19 protein-coding genes and 1 other annotated feature are annotated in these 18664 nt (G+C 37.0%); all 19 genes read left to right on the top strand.

Annotation, left to right across the window (positions count from 1 at the left end):
• The first annotated feature begins 1 nt into the window (after nucleotide 1).
• The gene (gene orr, locus LQU94_RS03510; protein ID WP_230696290.1) at nucleotides 2-1069 is read left to right on the top strand and encodes an ornithine racemase Orr; all 1068 of its coding nucleotides are present in this window, start codon (nucleotides 2-4) and stop codon (nucleotides 1067-1069) included.
• A 1-nt stretch (nucleotide 1070) separates the two neighbouring features.
• The gene (locus LQU94_RS03505) at nucleotides 1071-2402 is read left to right on the top strand and encodes a replication-associated recombination protein A (protein ID WP_230696289.1); all 1332 of its coding nucleotides are present in this window, start codon (nucleotides 1071-1073) and stop codon (nucleotides 2400-2402) included.
• A complete protein-coding gene (gene asnS, locus LQU94_RS03500; protein WP_230696367.1) occupies nucleotides 2389-3771 on the top strand; it encodes an asparagine--tRNA ligase in 1383 nt (460 codons plus the stop codon). The genes LQU94_RS03505 and asnS overlap by 14 nt, the downstream gene beginning before the upstream one ends.
• 12 nt (nucleotides 3772-3783) lie before the next feature.
• On the top strand, nucleotides 3784-6195 hold the full coding sequence (leuS, locus tag LQU94_RS03495) for a leucine--tRNA ligase (protein ID WP_304622578.1): 2412 nt from the start codon (nucleotides 3784-3786) through the stop codon (nucleotides 6193-6195).
• An 84-nt stretch (nucleotides 6196-6279) separates the two neighbouring features.
• Complete coding sequence (locus tag LQU94_RS03490; RefSeq protein WP_230696288.1) at nucleotides 6280-6675, top strand: Rrf2 family transcriptional regulator; 396 nt, start codon at nucleotides 6280-6282, stop codon at nucleotides 6673-6675.
• Between the two features lie 10 nt (nucleotides 6676-6685).
• A complete protein-coding gene (locus LQU94_RS03485) occupies nucleotides 6686-7924 on the top strand; it encodes an AI-2E family transporter (RefSeq protein WP_230696287.1) in 1239 nt (412 codons plus the stop codon).
• Between the two features lie 104 nt (nucleotides 7925-8028).
• On the top strand, nucleotides 8029-10665 hold the full coding sequence (gene alaS, locus LQU94_RS03480; RefSeq protein WP_230696286.1) for an alanine--tRNA ligase: 2637 nt from the start codon (nucleotides 8029-8031) through the stop codon (nucleotides 10663-10665).
• A 53-nt stretch (nucleotides 10666-10718) separates the two neighbouring features.
• The gene (locus LQU94_RS03475) at nucleotides 10719-10973 is read left to right on the top strand and encodes an IreB family regulatory phosphoprotein (protein ID WP_230696285.1); all 255 of its coding nucleotides are present in this window, start codon (nucleotides 10719-10721) and stop codon (nucleotides 10971-10973) included.
• A 48-nt stretch (nucleotides 10974-11021) separates the two neighbouring features.
• Nucleotides 11022-11963: an aldo/keto reductase gene (locus tag LQU94_RS03470; RefSeq protein ID WP_230635298.1), complete on the top strand. Its 942-nt coding sequence runs from the start codon at nucleotides 11022-11024 to the stop codon at nucleotides 11961-11963.
• 2 nt (nucleotides 11964-11965) lie between these two features.
• Entirely contained in the window at nucleotides 11966-12385 is a 420-nt protein-coding gene (gene ruvX, locus LQU94_RS03465) for a Holliday junction resolvase RuvX (protein WP_230635296.1), read from the top strand.
• Nucleotide 12386: 1 nt separating this feature from the next.
• Entirely contained in the window at nucleotides 12387-12632 is a 246-nt protein-coding gene (locus LQU94_RS03460; RefSeq protein WP_230635294.1) for a DUF1292 domain-containing protein, read from the top strand.
• Between the two features lie 9 nt (nucleotides 12633-12641).
• Nucleotides 12642-13106, top strand: coding sequence for a Fur family transcriptional regulator (locus LQU94_RS03455; protein WP_230635292.1), 465 nt, complete (start codon nucleotides 12642-12644; stop codon nucleotides 13104-13106).
• Nucleotides 13093-14760, top strand: a complete 1668-nt coding sequence (locus LQU94_RS03450) for a ribonuclease J (protein ID WP_230635289.1) — start codon at nucleotides 13093-13095, stop codon at nucleotides 14758-14760. The genes LQU94_RS03455 and LQU94_RS03450 overlap by 14 nt, the downstream gene beginning before the upstream one ends.
• 34 nt (nucleotides 14761-14794) lie before the next feature.
• On the top strand, nucleotides 14795-15448 hold the full coding sequence (locus tag LQU94_RS03445; RefSeq protein WP_230635287.1) for an O-methyltransferase: 654 nt from the start codon (nucleotides 14795-14797) through the stop codon (nucleotides 15446-15448).
• Nucleotides 15435-16670: a U32 family peptidase gene (locus LQU94_RS03440; RefSeq protein WP_230635285.1), complete on the top strand. Its 1236-nt coding sequence runs from the start codon at nucleotides 15435-15437 to the stop codon at nucleotides 16668-16670. Before LQU94_RS03445 ends, LQU94_RS03440 begins: the two co-directional genes overlap by 14 nt.
• The gene (udk, locus tag LQU94_RS03435; protein WP_230635284.1) at nucleotides 16667-17296 is read left to right on the top strand and encodes a uridine kinase; all 630 of its coding nucleotides are present in this window, start codon (nucleotides 16667-16669) and stop codon (nucleotides 17294-17296) included. Before LQU94_RS03440 ends, udk begins: the two co-directional genes overlap by 4 nt.
• Before the next feature lie 122 nt (nucleotides 17297-17418).
• Nucleotides 17419-17522 (top strand) — a sequence feature (ribosomal protein L20 leader region).
• A complete protein-coding gene (infC, locus tag LQU94_RS03430; protein WP_230696365.1) occupies nucleotides 17515-18048 on the top strand; it encodes a translation initiation factor IF-3 in 534 nt (177 codons plus the stop codon). (Overlaps the previous feature by 8 nt.)
• A gap of 11 nt (nucleotides 18049-18059) precedes the next feature.
• Nucleotides 18060-18251 carry a 50S ribosomal protein L35 gene (gene rpmI / locus LQU94_RS03425; protein WP_230635282.1) on the top strand — a complete coding sequence of 64 codons (192 nt, stop codon included), beginning with the start codon at nucleotides 18060-18062 and terminating at the stop codon, nucleotides 18249-18251.
• Between the two features lie 13 nt (nucleotides 18252-18264).
• Nucleotides 18265-18615 (top strand): 50S ribosomal protein L20, encoded by a 351-nt coding sequence (rplT, locus tag LQU94_RS03420; RefSeq protein ID WP_230635280.1) that lies wholly within the window; start codon nucleotides 18265-18267, stop codon nucleotides 18613-18615.
• Nucleotides 18616-18664: the final 49 nt, after the last annotated feature.

The following is an 18664-nucleotide window of genomic DNA, read 5'->3' as shown; positions in this document are numbered from 1 at the left end:
TATGAGTTATCCAAAATTAAGAGTAGATATTAATAAAATCAAGCACAATACAAAGACGATGAAAGACAGAATTACGGGAAATGGCATGGAAACCATGGCGGCCGTAACCAAAGTTTTTTGTGGAAACAAAGAAATTGCCCAAGGATTTGTAGATGGTGGAGCCGATTTTTTGGCAGATTCTCGTATCCAAAATTTAGAAAAATTAGCAGATTTCAGCGTTCCTAAAATGCTGCTACGCATTCCTATGCTTTCAGAAGTAGATGACGTTGTAAAATATGCAGACATTAGCTTAAACAGTGAAATAGAAACCTTAAAAGCCTTAAATGAAGCAGCAAAAGGAAAAAAACACAAAGTAATTTTAATGGTGGATTTGGGAGATTTACGGGAAGGATTCTTCCAAGAAGAAGATTTCTATGAAGCAGTAGAAGCTGTATTGAGCATGGAAAACTTAGAACTACATGGCGTTGGTGTTAACTTAACTTGCTATGGAGCTGTCATTCCAAAACCAGAAATTTTGAAACGTTTGGATGATTACCGCCAAGGGGTAAAAGACAAATTCGATTACGACTTGAAAATTGTATCTGGAGGAAATTCTTCTTCTGTATATATGCTAGGAAAGGATGAATTACCAGGAATCAATAACCTGCGTTTGGGCGAGTGTTTGGTATTGGGAACAGAATCTTCTTATGGAGAAGATGTGGAAGGCTTATATACTGACGCATGGACTTTCCAAGCACAAATTATTGAACTAAAAGAAAAACCATCGGTTCCTACAGCCGATGAATTGGGCGTAGACGCATTTGGAAACAAACCAACATTTGTAGATCGTGGCGTTCGAAAAAGAGCCATTATTGCTGTTGGAAAACAAGACGTTGACAATGAAAAAATCGTTCCAAAAGATTCTGGAATTATCGTCTTAGGCGGATCTAGCGACCATACTATTTTGGATGTAACCGATGCTTCCTGGGAGTGCAAAGTAGGAGATGTCATTGATTTTGGTGTAAACTATGCAGCCATTTTGAGTCTATGCACTTCTGAATACGTTGAGAAAGAAGTTTACGAGGGATAAATTGGACTTATTTGAGATGAAGATGGAACAGGATTTATCCAAAAAAGCTCCTTTAGCACAAAGGATGCGTCCTAGAAATTTGGATGAATTTGTTGGACAAGATCATATTGTAGGAGAAGGAAAATACCTGAACCGTCTTCTTAAGGGAGGACATTTTCCTTCCTTGTTGTTTTATGGGCCACCAGGAATCGGGAAGACAAGTCTTGCTGAAATTATGGCAAAAGAAAGTGGAAAGGCTTTTGTTCGACTGAGTGCTGTAACAAGCAATGTAAAAGAATTAAGGGAAGTTTTACATGGGGCCATTGAACGGCTAAAGATGAAAGGGACGCAGACCATTTTATTTTTAGACGAGATTCATCGTTTTAATAAATCGCAACAAGACGTTCTTTTGCCCTATATTGAAAAGGGGCAAATTCTCTTAATGGGAGCAACGACAGAAAATCCCTATTTTTACGTGAATAAAGCACTTTTATCTCGCCTTCAGGTGTTGGATTTACATCCTTTAGAAGAAAAAGACTTGGAGAAGATGATTGATTTGGCTTTATCCGATGGAGAACGTGGATATGGAAAGAAAAAAATTCGACTGGAAGAGGGAAGCAAAGAACAACTCATTCGTCTTTCCAACGGAGATGGTAGGAGCTTGTATAATGGGTTGGAAATAGCGGTTCTTAGTAGTCCAATCGGAAAAGAAGGAGAAATTGTCATTACTCCAGAAGATTTGGAAAATAGTATGATGACTCGTTCCTTCCGTTACGATCGAGATGGAAACGCGCATTATGATACCATTTCAGCTTTTATTAAGAGCATTCGTGGGTCAGACCCAGATGCAGCTCTTTATTATTTGGCAAAGATGATTCAGTCTGGAGAGGCGCCAGAATATATTGGAAGAAGATTGATTATTTCGGCTTCGGAAGATATATCGAACGCGGACCCTCATGCCTTGCCTTTAGCAATCGCTGCTTTTGAAGCGGTGCGAATTGTAGGGATGCCAGAGGGAAGAATTCCCTTAGCCCAAGCAACCACATACTTAGCTTCAGCCCCAAAATCCAATCGAAGTTATGTAGGGATTAACGAGGCTTTAGGAGATGTGAAAAAAGGGATAGGAGAAGAAATTCCAGCCTATTTAAGAGATAAACATCAGCCTCTTCCAGGAGAAGAGTTGCCTTATAAATATCCTCATAGTTATCCTGAAGGGTTTGTAACACAAAGGTATTTTCCTTTGGATATGGAAGAAAAGACTTACTATAAACCAGTTCAAAGGGGATATGAGAAAAACATGGAGCAATATTTAAGTCATATAAAAAATTTGAAGGAGGAAAATCGTGGAGATTAAAGAAATTTTTTCACAATACAAAGATTTAATAGACAAAGAGATTATCGTAGAAGGATGGATTAAGACCTCTAGAGAATCCAAAAATTTTGGATTTATTGAGCTAGGAGACGGCAGCGGATTTAGACCAATCCAAATTGTATATGAGTCTGATATCGAAAATTTCAAAGAAATAGGGAAATACCCTATTTATAGCTCTTTACGTATAGAAGGGAAAGTAGTAGAAAGCCCAGGAGCGAAACAACCAATTGAAATTCATGCAAAATCAATCACTCCTTTGCATTTATCTGCAGCAGATTATCCTCTTCAAAAGAAAAGACACACCTTTGAATACCTTCGAACCAAAGCACACTTACGCCCAAGAACAAACACTTACCAAGCGGTTTTTAGAGTGCGTAGTTTAACTGCCTTTGCGATTCATAAATTTTTCCAAGAGAGAAATTTTGTCTATGTAAATACACCAATTATTACCGCCTCTGATGCAGAGGGCGCCGGAGAAATGTTCCACGTTACCACTTTGGACTTAAATGATGTACCAAAGGGAGAAGAAGGGGTCGATTTCTCTCAAGATTTCTTTGGAAAATCTGCCAACTTGACAGTAAGTGGTCAATTGCAAGCCGAAGCCTATGCATTGGCTTTCCGTAACGTATATACTTTTGGGCCAACATTCCGTGCAGAAAATTCCAACACAGCTCGTCACGCAGCAGAGTTTTGGATGATTGAACCAGAGATGGCCTTTGCAGATATTCATAAAAACATGGATGTTGCAGAAGATATGTTAAAATATGTAATTTCTTACGTGTTGGAAAATGCTCCAGAAGAAATGCAATTTTTCAATTCCTTTATTGATAAAGGATTATTGGATCGATTGCAAAACGTAGTAGACTCTGATTTTGAACGCATTTCCTATACAAAAGCGATTGATATTTTATTGGAAAGCAAAGAAGAGTTTTCATATCCAGTAAAATGGGGTATTGATTTGCAAACCGAACATGAACGCTATATTACAGAGAAAGTTTATAAAAAACCGGTATTCATTACCGATTATCCAAAAGAAATTAAAGCTTTCTATATGAGAATGAATGAAGATAATAAAACCGTTGCTGCCATGGACTTATTGGTGCCAGGAATTGGAGAAATCGTGGGGGGTTCTCAAAGGGAAGAGCGTCCAGAAGTATTGGAACAAAAAATGATTGACTTTGGCTTGAGCCCAGAAGAGTATTCATGGTATTTAGATCTTCGTCGTTACGGTAGTGTAGATCATGCAGGTTTTGGTCTTGGATTTGAAAGAGCAGTAATGTACATTACTGGTATGAGCAATATCCGTGACGTAATCCCATTCCCAAGAACGGTAGGGAGTGCAGAATTTTAAGGAGGAATCATTTTGAAAATGTACAATCCAAATCAATTAGAGAAAAAATGGCAAGATTTTTGGGATGCCAATGAGACATATAAAACAGAGCTGGACCCTTCGAAGAAAAAATTCTATCCATTGGTAGAATTTCCTTATCCTTCTGGAGAGGGATTGCATGTAGGGCATCCACGTCCTTACACAATGTTAGATATTGTGGCTAGAAAAAGACGCTACGAAGGAGAAAATGTATTGTTTAATATGGGGTGGGATGCTTTTGGTCTTCCAACAGAAAACTATGCCATTAAAAACAAAATTCATCCAGCTACAGTAACAGAAAAAAATATTGCTAACTTCAAAAAACAATTGAAGAGCTTAGGTTTTAGCTTTGACTGGTCACGAGAAATCAATACAACCGATCCAAAATATTACAAATGGACACAATGGATTTTCTTACAATTGTTCAAAAAAGGGTTGGCCTACAAAGCAGAGATGCCAATTAACTGGTGTCCTTCTTGTAAAGTAGGATTGGCCAATGAAGAAGTGGTTCAAGGTTCTTGCGAACGTTGTGGAACGCCTGTAGTACACAAAGTAAGAAGCCAATGGATGCTTAAAATCACAGAATATGCAGAACGCTTATTGAACGATTTGGATGATTTGGATTATATTGAGCCCGTTAAGATTCAACAAAGAAACTGGATTGGAAAAAGTGTAGGGGCACAAATTGAATTCCAATTGCCAAGAATCAATGAAAAATTAACTGTATTTACAACACGTCCAGACACATTATTTGGCGCGACTTATATGGTTGTGGCTCCAGAACATCCTATTGTTAAAAACTACAAGGATCAAATTAAAAACTACGATGATGTAGAAGCTTATTTGGAAGAGGTAGAAAAAAAATCTGATTTTGAACGTACAGAATTGGTAAAAGATAAAACCGGCGTACCTTTGGAAGGAATTTATGCAATCAATCCGGCAACAGAAGAAGAAATCCCTGTTTGGATCTCTGATTATGTATTGATGACTTATGGAACCGGAGCCATTATGTCTGTACCAGGTCATGACCAAAGAGACTGGGAATTTGCAAAAGAATTTAATTTACCAATCGTTCCTGTAATTGAAGGCGGAAACATTGATGAAGGAGCCTACACAGATACAGAAGAAGGCGTTGTGATTAATTCTGGTTTTATTAACGGCATGTCTGTAGCAGATGCTAAGGCAAAAATGATTCAATGGTTAGAAGAAAAAGGAATCGGATTCGAAAAAGTAAATTACAAATTAAGAGACTGGGTATTCTCCCGTCAAAGATACTGGGGAGAACCAATTCCAATTGTTCACTGTGACGATTGTGGCGCGGTTCCATTGGACGAAAAAGATTTGCCTTTGGAATTGCCAAAAGTAGAAAATTACGAAACAACAGACGACGGACAAAGTCCTTTAGCGAATTTAAGTGAATGGACAGATACAACTTGTCCAAAATGTGGAAAACCAGCAAAACGTGAAACCGATACAATGCCACAATGGGCAGGGTCTAGTTGGTATTTCTTGCGCTATATTGATCCACATAATGACGAAGCCTTAGCATCGAAAGAGGCGTTGGATTATTTCATGCCAGTAGATTGGTACAATGGCGGGATGGAACATACTACACTTCACTTGTTATATTCTCGCTTCTGGCACAAATTCTTATATGATATTGGCGTAGTTCCAACCAAAGAGCCCTACCAAAAACGTACAAGTCACGGTATGATTTTGGGAGAAAACGGAGCGAAAATGAGTAAGAGCCGCGGAAATGTAATCAATCCAGATGATATCGTTCGCGATTATGGTGGAGATACTTTAAGAACGTATGAAATGTTTATTGGTGACTTTGAAAAATCCGTTCCATGGTCTGACAGCAGTGTAAGAGGTTGTCGCCGTTTCTTAGAAAGAGTTTGGAACCTTTCTGAAAAAGTAGTAGAAGGGGATGAATATTCTAAGGATTTAGAAACATTGATCCATCAAACCATTAAAAAAGTAAGCTACGATTATGAAAATCTAAAAGCCAACACAGGTATTGCTCAACTTATGACATTGCAAAATGAAATGAGTCATAGAGATCAAATTACCAAAGAAGATTTCAGAACGTATTTGATGTTGTTAAATCCAGTAGCTCCTCACATTACAGAAGAGCTTTGGGAAATGAACGAGTTGGGTGGCTATTTACACGAACAAACTTGGCCAACTTATGACGAGGCAAAAACCATTGAAGATACCATCGAAGTTCCAGTACAATTTAATGGAAAAGTACGTTTCAAAGTAGTAATTCCTCGCGGTTTGGATCAAGAAGAAGTGAAGAAATTGGTTCATGAAGACGAAAATTTTGCTCATAATGTAGAAAATAAGAACATTGTAAAAGAAATCTATGTTCCTGAAAAAATTTATAACATCGTTGTAAAATAAGGGATGTGGTGAGATTGACATAGGCACTCCTATCAAGTAATATAGAATGTATAGCGAATTACTTGGATATAGGAGTGTGATGTCATGAAATTGTCTACAAGAGGTCGTTATGGATTAATGGCCATGCATAGATTGGCGTTGAATTACGGAAAAGGTCCAATATCAATAAATTCTATTGCAGAAGAAGAAAAATTAAGTGTGGCCTATTTGGAACAATTATTTTCTCGTTTGAAGAAGACAGGGTTGGTAAAAAGTTCTAGAGGAGCTCAAGGTGGATATCAATTGACTCGAGAACCATCAGAAATTGCTCTGGGAGAAATAATTAATGCTTTAGAAGGTGATATGTCTTTTTCTTGCCGCACTGGCGAGGATGAAATCAATTGTTCTAGAGAAGAAGTATGTTCAACAAAACATATTTTGGACCGTATTCAATCTGGGGTAGATGAAGTTTTGGATTCAATGACTTTAGCAGATATGTAAAGAGGTTGATATGAATCAATTTGAAAGTATCACGAATTTATTAACGCCAGATTATCTGGTTTTCATTCGTGCATTTCTCATGATTATTCTCATTGTTTTAGGAATCTATTATTTAGTGAACATTGGGAATTTGTACATTGAGAAAAATCGAAGAATCAACATAGACTTGAAAATCATTACAAAAGGAATTGGTTTAATTCTGCTATTTTTTGTACTCCGTTGGATATTTACCAAGTATCCAATTTTAGGCAGTACTCTAGGTGCTTTGATCGCCTCTATTGTAGTAGCTTATGTAATCAATCCCCTTGTAAATTTTCTACAAAATAAATCCATTCCCAGACGTTTCGGTGTACTCATCGTGTATGTGGGAATTGTATTAATTTTTGCTATTTTGATTATTGTTGTTTTGCCAAGAACGACAGCAGAACTGCGAAATTTATTTACAAGTTTACCAGATATTGCGGCAAGGGTTTCCGATTGGTTCCAAAGCAATACTTTGAAAATACAAGAGAATACAAACTTGGATTTACAGGTTTTAATTTCTGGCTTGGAACAACAATTTAGAACCTATGTAGAATCTTTCCAAACAGAAATGGCAGAAAAGATTCGTTCCTTTGCTTCGGGAATTTATTCTGTTTTTGGAAAAGTTCTTACCTTTGTCTTGGTGTTGATTTTCACCTATTATTTTTCTGTAGATAAAGATCGAATTAAGGTAGTAGTGTATAAAAATTTACCCGTACAATACAAATCTGACATTATGTATTTGGCGAGCAAAATCAATACAGCTCTTATGGAGTTTATTAAAGGGAAGATGTTACTTGCTTTATTTGTAGGTATCTTTACTACAATCGCTTTGTTCATTCTAGGAGTAGATTTTGCCATTGTAATTGGAACGATAACTATGTTTGCCGATATTATTCCTTACATTGGTCCTTTCTTAGGATTTGTCCCAGCGTTCTTGTTTGCAGTAATTGACTCAAAAATAAAGGCTGTTTGGGTAACTATATTGTTTGTGTTTGTTCAATGGGCCGGAAACAATTTATTGGCACCAAAAATTATTGGGAAAAGAACGGGATTGCATCCCATCGTTGTGTTATTGTGTATCGTTATTGGCGGAGGGGCCTTTGGTATTTTAGGAATGATTTTATCGGTTCCTTTGTTCTCTGTAATGGTAATATTAAAAGATTTTATTATTATGAAAATGGACGAAAACAGACAACGTAAAGATGAAATTAGAAAAATGAGATAGGTCGACGGAATCGGCCTATCTTTTCTATATTCAAAAAATTGACAAGGTTGATGGGCTAATTTATAATTTTATTCAGATACTTATGTAAAAATCGGAGGGACAAAATGAAACGTTTAGGTTTACATGAAATACGTAGCGAATACTTAAAATATTTTGAGAGCAAAGAACATTTGGTTCTACCAAGTTTTTCTTTGGTTCCCAAAAGTGATAAATCCTTATTATTAATTGGCGCCGGAATGGCTCCAATGAAAAAATACTTTACAGGAGAAGCGCTTCCTCCGTCTAAACGAGTGAGTACTTGCCAAAAATGTATCCGTACAGGAGATATTGAAAATGTAGGTAAAACCGCTCGTCATGCGACATTTTTTGAAATGTTGGGAAATTTTTCTTTTGGAGATTACTTCAAAAAAGAAGCCATTGCTTTTGCATGGGAATTTTTAACAGTAAATTTAGAAATCAATCCAGAAGACCTATGGGTTACTGTGTATCTAGATGACGATGAAGCCTGGGAAATTTGGAACAAAGAGATTGGCGTTCCAGAAAACCGAATTGTTCGCTTAGGAAAAGAAGACAACTTCTGGGAATTGTCCGTAGGACCATCTGGCCCTTGTTCTGAAATTTATATTGATCGTGGAAAAGAATTTGGATGCGACGACCCAGACTGTAAACCAGGTTGCGATTGCGATCGTTTCTTGGAAGTTTGGAACCTTGTGTTTACACAATTTGATAAAGATGAAGAAGGAAATTACAATCCATTGTCCAACCCAAATATCGATACGGGAATGGGATTGGAGCGTATTGCTACTGTTCTTCAAGATACAAACAATATCTTTGAAATTGACGCGATTCATGATCTTTTGGAAGGAATTTGCGAAAAAGCCAATTATAAATATGGAGAAAAAGCAAAAAGCGACGAAAGCGTTCGTGTTATTACAGACCATATTCGCGCCATGACCTTTATGATTAGCGATAGCATTATTCCATCCAACGAAGGACGTGGATATGTATTGCGTCGCTTGATTCGTCGTGCCGCTCGCCATGGTCGTTTGTTGGGATTAAAAGAAGCATTCTTATATGAATTAGCCAACAAAGTAATTGATTCTTGGAAGGTAGAATACAAAGAATTAGAAGAAAATCGTTCCATGATTCAAAATGTAATCTTGAAAGAGGAAGAACGCTTCTTAAAAACTTTAGAAACAGGAATGGAACGCTTGACAGCAGCGATGGATTCCTTGGAAAAAGAAGGCAAAAAAATGTTGGACGGCGAAGAAGCGTTCAAATTATATGATACCTATGGATTCCCTGTGGATTTAACTTCTGAAATTTTGGAAGAGAGAGATTTCCAAGTGGATATGGAAGGTTTCCAGAAGGAAATGGACGCTCAAAGAACTCGTGCAAGAGAAGCAAGAGATGATTCTGACAATATTGGCTGGACAGGAACCAATAAAACCAACGTATTTGAAGATCTGGGCGAAATAGATTTCAAGGGATATGAAACAACCGAAGTAAAAGACACAAAAATTGTGGGAATTTTATTAAACAACGAAAGAGTGGAATCGGTTGAAGAAGAGGAAAAGGCTATTTTTGTCTTAAACCCAACTCCTTTCTATGGAGAAAGTGGTGGACAAGTTGGAGATAAAGGAACCATCATTGGGGAAGATTTTGAAATCCAAGTGGAAGATTGTCAAAGAACCAAAGAAGGTACCATTTATTCCATTGGCCGTGTAACAAAAGGTACGGCAAAATTGCAAAATGTTACAGCAAAAGTGGATGTAGCTCGCAGAGAAAAAATTCGTAGAAATCACTCTGTAACTCACTTGTTGCACAAAGCCCTAAAAGAAGTTTTAGGCGAACATGTATCCCAAGCAGGTTCTTTGGTTGGAGAGGATTTTATGCGTTTCGACTTTACGCATTTTGAAAGCATTCAACCAGAACAGTTAAGAGAAATTGAACAAAAAGTAAATGAACAAATTTACGAATCTCTACCAGTGTCTACAGATGAAATGACCATGAAAGAAGCAACAGAAGCAGGAGCGGTAGGATTGTTTGAAGACAAATACGGCGAAAAAGTTCGCGTGGTTTCTATGGGGGACTATTCAAAAGAGCTTTGCGGTGGAACCCATGTAGACAATACGGCACAAATTGGTATGTTCAAAATTCTTTCAGAATCAGGAATCGCAGCAGGAATTCGAAGAGTAGAAACCATTACTGGTTTGGGCGCTTACAAATATATGAATGAAATCCTAGAAGAGAGAAGAGAAGCTTCTGCTTTATTAAAAGCCAATCCAAACCAATTGGTTGAAAAGATTTCTCAACGATTGGAAGAAGAGAAAAAATTGCAACATACATTGCAAGAATTGCAATCTGAATTGGCAAAAGATCAAGTCAAAGGATTGGAAGAAGGCAAAAAAGAAGTAGAAGGAATTGCTTTTATTGCTGCCGAATTAAACGGAGTTGCTGTAGATGAAATGCGCAATTTAGCAGAAGATTTAAGGGAAAAAGAACAAGCCGTAATTGTATTGTCTTCTGTAAATGGAGAAAAAGTAAACTTTGTATGTGCTTCTCCTAAATCAGCCATTGAAAAAGGCGTTCGTGCAGGAGATGTGGTAAAAGAAGTTGCTAAAATTGCTGGTGGCGGCGGCGGTGGCCGTCCGGATATGGCTACAGCAGGTGGAAAAAATCCAGAAAAAGCATCCGAAGCGATAGAAGCGGTAGAAGGAATTCTTAAGAATCTGATTTAATGCTTACCAAGTAGGAGTTCTTGTGGTATAATCTTCTATATGGAGGAGATTATATGGACAATAATAAATTCGAAACCCAAGTTTTTGAAAAAGAGTTATTGGAAAGCGAACACATTCGATCCAATTTGTCAAAGGTATACGATGCCTTAACAGAAAAGGGATACAATCCTGTAGATCAAATTATTGGCTATATTCTATCCGGAGATCCCACGTATATAACGAGCCATAATAATGCAAGATCTACTATTCAAGAATTAGACAGAGATGAGTTACTTGGTGAATTGTTAAAATACTATTTAAAGAAATAGTAGAGATGGGCGTAGGTCCATCTCTATTTTTCGCTAGAAAGGTTTTTCATGGCACGTTTAGGAAATACAGGCATTGAAGTTTCAAAGCTTTGTTTTGGGTCTTTAACTTTATCTTCGTTTCAGGCGAATTTATCGGTTAGAGAAGGAGCAAAGTTGATTCAATATGCCTATGATAAGGGTATTGATTTTATTGATACGGCAGAAATTTATGAAAATTATTCCATCATTAAAGAAGGAATAAAGAATATTCCAAAAGATAAGTATACGATTGCTTCGAAAGCCTATAGTTATGATGTGAAAACAGCCCAAGATAGTGTAGCAAAAGCAATGAAGGAATTATCTGTAGATTATTTGGATATTTTTTTGTTACATGAACAAGAAAGTGAACATACTTTAAGAGGCCATTACGAGGCCTTAGAAGAACTTTTTCGACTAAAAGAAAAAGGATACATTCGAAGTGTGGGAATTTCTACGCATTTTGTAAATTGTGTAAAGGCAAGTGAAAAATACAAAGAAATTGAGATTATCCATCCGATTTTGAATTATAAAGGAATTGGAATTCAAGACGGAACGCGAGAAGATATGGTGTCAGCATTGAAAAGACGTCATGAGCAGGGAATAGGAATTTACACAATGAAAGCTTTAGGTGGGGGGCATTTAATCTCTCATCAAAAAGAGGCCATGGAATGGGTTTTGGAGCAAGATTTTTTGCATTCCACAGCCATTGGAATGCAATCCACGGAAGAAATCGATTATAATACGCATTTATTTTTCCAAGGGAAAGAAAATCTATCTGCCAAAGAGAGTATCGATAAAAAAGAAAGAAAGTTAATAGTTGACGATTACTGCATAGGATGCGGGAATTGCGTTAGACGATGCAAACAAAATGGAATCGAAATCATCGATGGCCAAGCGACACCCAATGAAAATTGCATCTTGTGTGGGTATTGCGCGACTGTCTGTCCAGATTTTTGTATCAAAGTGGTATAAACATGAAACGATTAATGGGTTTAGATATTGGCGATAAAACCATTGGTGTAGCCATTTCTGATCCTTTGGGGATTTTTGCTCAAGGAGTAATGACCATTCGCAGAGAATCCAATAAAAAGGATTATGAAATTTTGCATCAATTGATTTTAGAGCATAATATAGAGAAAGTTGTTGTTGGATTGCCGAAGAATATGAACAATACCATTGGGCCTCAAGGCGAGAAGACAATTAAATTTTCAGAGAAGTTAAAGAATAAATTTAGAATGGAAGTAGTTTACCAAGACGAACGTTTGACGAGTGTATCAGCAGAACGTGTTTTAATCGAAGGTAATGTAAGACGGGAAAATCGCAAAAAGCATATAGATAAATTGGCCGCTACATTGATCCTTCAGTCCTATATGGATGCCAATAAGGAGGAATGAGATGGAACGACATTTATTTTATGATGAAATGGGAAACGAAGTAGAATTTATAATCAAAGCACAATTTTCCGTAGGCGACATTGATTATGTAGCGATGATGCCTGCTGAGGATTTAGAGGCAGATACCTATATTCTTCGTATCGATTACGATGAAAACGGGGAAGCCTTCTTGGCGGGAGTTGGAGAAGAAGAATTAAAAGTCGCTGTAGAAGTGTACGAAGAATTGCTAAAAGAAAATCTTCAATAGGGTGATCAATTGAAAGAGCACAGAGAAATCAAAGAAATTTTACAAAACAAAGGATATAAATATACAAAACAAAGAGAGTCTGTTTATGAGATTTTTGTAGAAAATCGCAACGTGCATATGACAACGGAGGAAGTCTATTTAGAGGCTTTAAAAGTCATGCCTGAAATCGGCATTGCAACGATTTATCGAACCGTTCTTGTATTGGAAGAGTTGGGGTTGATTTCAGCGATTACTTTTGAAGATGGGATAACGAGATATGAGTTGAAAAAAGAGGACGATGCTCATACCCATCATCATTTGGTTTGTACTCAATGCAATAAAATTATTGAGGTAAATGTAGATTTATTGGAATCATTAGAAGAACAAATCGAAGAAAAAGAGTCTTTCAAAATCACAGATCATAATCTAAAATTCTATGGAGTTTGCTGCGATTGCCGTCAGGAATCGGAGGGAACGAAGAATGAAAAACAATAACAAATTACGCATTATTCCACTGGGAGGAATGCGTGAGGTAGGTAAGAATATTACCGTTTTAGAATATCGCGACGATATTATTCTTATTGACTGTGGGATGACTTTTCCAGAGCAAGATATGCCGGGAATTGATGTAGTCATTCCTGATTTTAAGTATTTGGAAAAGAAAAAAGATAAGATTAAGGGGTTGGTAATTACCCATGGACATGAGGACCATATTGGAGCCATTCCTTATTTCTTGAAAAAAATCAATGTGCCAATTTATGGTACAAAACTGACTTTGGGTTTATTGGAAAACAAATTAAAGGAACATCGCTTGTTAAGTTCAACAAAACTAGTAACCGTAAGCCACAAGCAAAAAGTTCGCTTAGGGAAATTTGAAGTAGAATGGGTTCGTGTAAATCACTCCATTCCAGATGCTTCTGCCCTAGCAATTAACACTCCTGTAGGAACGCTTGTTCATACAGGGGACTTTAAGATTGATTTCACTCCTATTGATTCAGAACCCATTGATTTGAATCGTTTGGCGGAAATTGGAAGCAAAGGTGTACTGGCGTTATTTAGTGAATCCACCAACGTGTTGCGAGAAGGTTTTTCCATGAGTGAGCGAAAAGTAGGAAATACCTTTGATCGAATGTTTGCCTTAATGCGCAATAACCGAATTATTATTGCTACTTTCGCCTCTAACGTTTCTAGAATTCAACAAATTATCAATACAGCAGAAAAATTCAACCGAAAAGTCGTATTAAGTGGACGTAGTATGGTAAATGTAATGGGCGTGGCGCAACGTTTGGGATATTTGAAAGTTAAGCCAAATACCATTGTAGACATTAAAGATATGAATAAATACAATGCAAAACAAATTGTTTTGATTACAACCGGTAGCCAAGGGGAACCTATGTCTGCCATGTCTCGTATTGCTTCTGGAGAACACAAAAAAATCCAGTTGCTAAAAGAGGATGTAATTATTCTATCTTCTCATCCAATTCCAGGGAATGAGTCGGCAGTAAATAATGTAATTAACAAACTTTTGGACAAAGGGGTAAAAGTAATTTATGAATCTTTGTCAGAAATTCACGTTTCGGGACATGCCTTCCAAGAAGAACATAAGTTAATCTTAAACATTATTAAACCAAAATATTTCATTCCAATTCATGGAGAAGTTAAGCATTTACAAAAACATGCTGAAGTAGCGCAAAAAATGGGCGTACACAAAAACAATATTTTCTTATTGGAAAATGGAAATTGTCTTGAAATGGGACACGATAGTGCAAAGATTACCAATTCTGTACCAGCAGGACAAGTTTTAGTGGATGGTTTAGGAGTAGGAGATGTTGGGAACATCGTACTTCGAGATCGTAAACATTTAAGCGAAGATGGTTTGATTATTGTTGTATTGGGAATGAATCGAAAAGATGGAAAGCTTGTAGCGGGTCCTGACATTATTTCTCGTGGTTTTGTCTATGTAAGAGAATCGGGAGATTTAATGGAAGATGTAAAAGGGGCGGTAAATAGAACGTTGAAAAACTGTGAGACACAAAATGTAAAGGATTGGTCCTCTATTAAGTCAGCAGTACGAGAAGATTTACGCTCTTTCCTATTTAAGAAAACAAGACGAAATCCTATGATTTTACCAATCATTATGGAATTATAATAGCCGGCATTGCCGGCTGTTTTTAGGTGATAAAATGAGCAACGTAGTAGAAAAATACATTGAGGAATATTTAGAAGAAATTCTTCCTTCTCAAGATGAATATTTGGAAAAAATGCGTGCTATAGCAGAGGAAGACGCCGTTCCAATTGTAGAACGAGAAATCGCAGAGTTTCTACAATTTTTCTTAGGAACGATTCGACCTCAAAAAATCTTAGAGCTTGGCACAGCCATAGGGTATTCAGCCTCTTTAATGGCAAAAACTTTACCGGAAGCAAAAATTGATACAGTAGAAATTATGCCGGAAATGGCGATTATGGCCCGTACCCATTTTCACAACCAAGGAATTGAAGATCAAGTTCAGCTTCATGTAATGGATGCAATGGATTTTGTGAAAGAAACCAAAGAAACCTATGATTTTATATTTGTCGATGCAGCCAAAGGGCAATACGAAGAATATTTTCAATATGGTATGGAACATTTATCCAAAGATGGAGTGATGCTTTTGGACAATGTATTGTTTCATGGAATGATTGCCAACGAAGAACTTTTTGTAAGAAGAAAAGTGACCATTGTAAAACGAATGCGAAAATTTTTGCCAGAAGTTCTAAAGGACAAAAGATACAAAGCGAGTTTGTTACCAGTAGCAGATGGGATATTATTGGTAAGGAGAAATCATGAAAAAAATTGAATTGCTAGCCCCAGCAGGGGATTTGAATAAATTAAAAACAGCGATAGATTATGGGGCCGATGCCGTTTATTTAGGGGGAGAGGCCTTTGGACTAAGAAAGGCATCTAAGAATTTCCCTATTGAAGAAATGGAAAAAGGGGTAGAATACGCCCACGAAAGAGGGAAATTTGTCCATGTAACCTTAAATATTATTCCTCATGAAGACGACATGGAAGGAATTGAAGAGTATTTGCAGGATTTGGAACGAATTGGTGTAGATGCAGTAATTGTAGCTGATCCAGGAATGTTCTCTCGTGTAAAAAAAGCGTGCAATATTCCAATCCATATGAGTACTCAAGGAAGTTTGACTAGCTCCGACTCCGTAAAATTTTGGGCCGATTTAGGGGCAGAGCGTGCTGTACTTGCGAGGGAATTAAGCTTAGAAGAAATCAAAAAAATAGTAGAAAAAGTAGGGAATGAGATTGAAATTGAAACGTTTCTACATGGGGCCATGTGCATGAGTTACAGTGGACGTTGTCTTCTAAGCAACTATATGACTGGTCGAGACGCCAATAGAGGAGATTGTTCCCAAGCTTGTCGATACAAATATCATTTGGTAGAAGAAAGTCGCCCAGGGGAATATTATCCCATCGTTCAAGAAGACGAAGGCAGTTTTATACTAAATTCGAAAGATTTGTGTATGATAGAACACGTAGACGAACTCATTGAGGCAGGAATCTCTTCCCTAAAAATTGAAGGTCGTGTAAAAAGTGAATACTATTTAGCAACAGTAGTTCGCTCTTATCGAATGGCTATAGATGCTTATTACGCGGATCCGGAAAATTATCAATACGATCCAAAGTATTTGGAAGAAATTCAAAAAGTATCCCATAGAGATTTCACAACGGGCTTTTATTATGGAGAAGCCAAAGGGCCAGAGGGAATCTATGAACGAAAATCCTACGTAAGAAATTATGATTTTATGGGAATTGTCTTGGATTATGATGAAGAGACACAAATTGCAACCATTGAACAGAGAAATCGTGTTTTTGTCGGGGAAGAAGTAGAGTTTTTTGGGCCAGGAAAAGAGCATTTTACCCAAAAAATAGAATGGATGAAAGACGAGAATGGAGAAGAGATAGAGGTTGCTCCAAGAGCTCGTATGATTTATACTATGAAAGTAGATAGACCGGTTGCACCAAAGGATATGTTAAGAAAAAAAGTGGAAGAGGATGAAAAATGAAACCAGTCATTATAGGAATCGCCGGAGGATCCGGATCAGGAAAGAGTACTGTAACGAAACAATTGATGAATCTAATCGATCCAGAAAAAACATTGATTTTACGTCAGGACAATTACTACAAAGATCAAAGCGATTTGCCCTATGATGAAAGGATAAAAACCAATTACGATCATCCTTTTGCTTTTGATAATGAATTGTTGGTTCAACATATTATGGAATTGAAGGATAACAAAATCATAGAGGTTCCAGAATATGACTTCACCGTTCACAATCGCAAAAAAGAAACCACTACAATTGTTCCAAAAGAAATTATTCTTGTAGAGGGAATTTTGATTTTTGCCGATGAAAACATTCGAAATTTGTGTGATATTAAAATTTTTGTAGATACAGATAGCGATGTTCGTGTTCTTCGCCGAATCAAACGAGATATTCGAGACCGTGGTCGCAGCTTGGAATCGGTAATTGAACAATATTTAGAAACGGTTCGTCCCGCTCATTTGCAATTCGTAGAGCCATCTAAAAGCTATGCGGATGTTATTGTACCAGAAGGGGGACACAATCGCGTTGCTATCGATCTTTTGGAAACAAAGATTAATTCCATTATTGAAAAAAATAAAAAAGAATAAATGGGAAAAGAATATAGAAAAATTTGAAAAGACGAGAATCTATTTTTATCGGGAAGTAGATTTTGAAAAGATAAGAAAAAGTCTTGACATGGGAATATTTCTTTGGTAAGATATTTATGTTAATGAAAAAGTAGAAGTCCGCTTCTCACCTTACGACGAGAGTTTTGAGGTTGAATTCGAGTATGAGTTTGTGCGGGCATTTTTATGCCCGTTTTTTTATGCCTTGGAGGTGTTTGATTATTAAAGAACTTCAAATCAATGGAGAAATACGTGCAAAAGAAGTACGCCTTATTGATCATGAGGGAGAACAATTAGGTATTGTACCTATTGAGAAAGCGCTACAAATTGCAGAAGAACAACAATTGGACTTGGTGAATATGGCGCCAAATGCTAAACCACCAGTTTGTAGAGTCCTTGATTATGGAAAATATCGTTACGATATGATGAAAAAAATGAAGGATTCTAAGAAAAAACAAAATACCATTAGTGTCAAAGAGTTACGCTTAACCCCAAATATTGAAAGCCATGATTTGAACACCAAAGCCAAAAAGGCGAAAGAATTCCTAGAGAGTGGAAATCGCGTTAAGGTGTCGGTTCGTTTTCGTGGGCGCGAAATGGGTCACACTGAAATTGGTAGAAGAGTGCTAGATGATTTCACAGATCTTGTGAAAGAATATGGCCAAGTTGATAAAAAGCCAAAAATGGAAGGTCGAAGTATGACTATGTTCTTTGGCCCTTTGAATGAAAAATAGGAGGAATCCAAATGGGAAAAATGAAGACACACAGAGCTTCAGCGAAACGCTTCAAAAGAACCGGTACTGGTAAATTAAGAAGATACAAAGCTTACAAAAGTCACATTACAGGAAAAAAGAGCCCTAAGAGAATTCGTAATCTTCGTAAAGGTTCTTTGGTTTCAGCATCTGATCAACGCCGTATCGATCACATGATACCATAAGAGGAGGGTTACCATGGCAAGAGTAAAAAGAGGTATTAATACAAATCGTAGACATAAAAAGATCTTAAAACAAGCGAAAGGTTATTTCGGAGCGAAATCTAAATTATTTAGACCAGCGAATCAAGCCGTAATGAAATCTTTAAGCTACGCATACATTGGTAGAAAACAAAGAAAAAGAGATTTCAGAAAACTTTGGATTGCACGTATTAACGCTGCAAGCAGACAAAACGGCATGAGCTATAGCCGCTTCATTGATGGCCTAAAAAAAGCAAACGTAGATATCAACCGTAAAATGTTATCTGAGCTTGCTATCCATGATCCTGATGCATTTGCACAATTGGTAAAAATTGCTAAGGGAGAATGATTTTGAAACCCCTTGGATTGTCCAAGGGTTTTTTTTTGCAGAGGGAAAA

The organism is Peptoniphilus sp. KCTC 25270 (assembly GCF_021012875.1).
Classification (GTDB): domain Bacteria; phylum Bacillota; class Clostridia; order Tissierellales; family Peptoniphilaceae; genus JAJMZJ01.
This window is presented reverse-complemented; position numbering and strand designations above follow the sequence as displayed.

Excerpts from the sequence above, each read along its gene's own strand:
- orr (WP_230696290.1), top strand. The coding sequence starts at position 2 with ATGAGTTATCCAAAATTAAGAGTAGATATTAATAAAATCAAGCACAAT.
- LQU94_RS03490 (WP_230696288.1), top strand. The coding sequence starts at position 6,280 with ATGAAATTGTCTACAAGAGGTCGTTATGGATTAATGGCCATGCATAGA.
- LQU94_RS03485 (WP_230696287.1), top strand. The coding sequence starts at position 6,686 with ATGAATCAATTTGAAAGTATCACGAATTTATTAACGCCAGATTATCTG.
- alaS (WP_230696286.1), top strand. The coding sequence starts at position 8,029 with ATGAAACGTTTAGGTTTACATGAAATACGTAGCGAATACTTAAAATAT.
- LQU94_RS03475 (WP_230696285.1), top strand. The coding sequence starts at position 10,719 with ATGGACAATAATAAATTCGAAACCCAAGTTTTTGAAAAAGAGTTATTG.
- LQU94_RS03470 (WP_230635298.1), top strand. The coding sequence starts at position 11,022 with ATGGCACGTTTAGGAAATACAGGCATTGAAGTTTCAAAGCTTTGTTTT.
- ruvX (WP_230635296.1), top strand. The coding sequence starts at position 11,966 with ATGAAACGATTAATGGGTTTAGATATTGGCGATAAAACCATTGGTGTA.
- LQU94_RS03460 (WP_230635294.1), top strand. The coding sequence starts at position 12,387 with ATGGAACGACATTTATTTTATGATGAAATGGGAAACGAAGTAGAATTT.
- LQU94_RS03450 (WP_230635289.1), top strand. The coding sequence starts at position 13,093 with ATGAAAAACAATAACAAATTACGCATTATTCCACTGGGAGGAATGCGT.
- LQU94_RS03445 (WP_230635287.1), top strand. The coding sequence starts at position 14,795 with ATGAGCAACGTAGTAGAAAAATACATTGAGGAATATTTAGAAGAAATT.
- LQU94_RS03440 (WP_230635285.1), top strand. The coding sequence starts at position 15,435 with ATGAAAAAAATTGAATTGCTAGCCCCAGCAGGGGATTTGAATAAATTA.
- udk (WP_230635284.1), top strand. The coding sequence starts at position 16,667 with ATGAAACCAGTCATTATAGGAATCGCCGGAGGATCCGGATCAGGAAAG.
- infC (WP_230696365.1), top strand. The coding sequence starts at position 17,515 with ATGCCTTGGAGGTGTTTGATTATTAAAGAACTTCAAATCAATGGAGAA.
- rpmI (WP_230635282.1), top strand. The coding sequence starts at position 18,060 with ATGGGAAAAATGAAGACACACAGAGCTTCAGCGAAACGCTTCAAAAGA.
- rplT (WP_230635280.1), top strand. The coding sequence starts at position 18,265 with ATGGCAAGAGTAAAAAGAGGTATTAATACAAATCGTAGACATAAAAAG.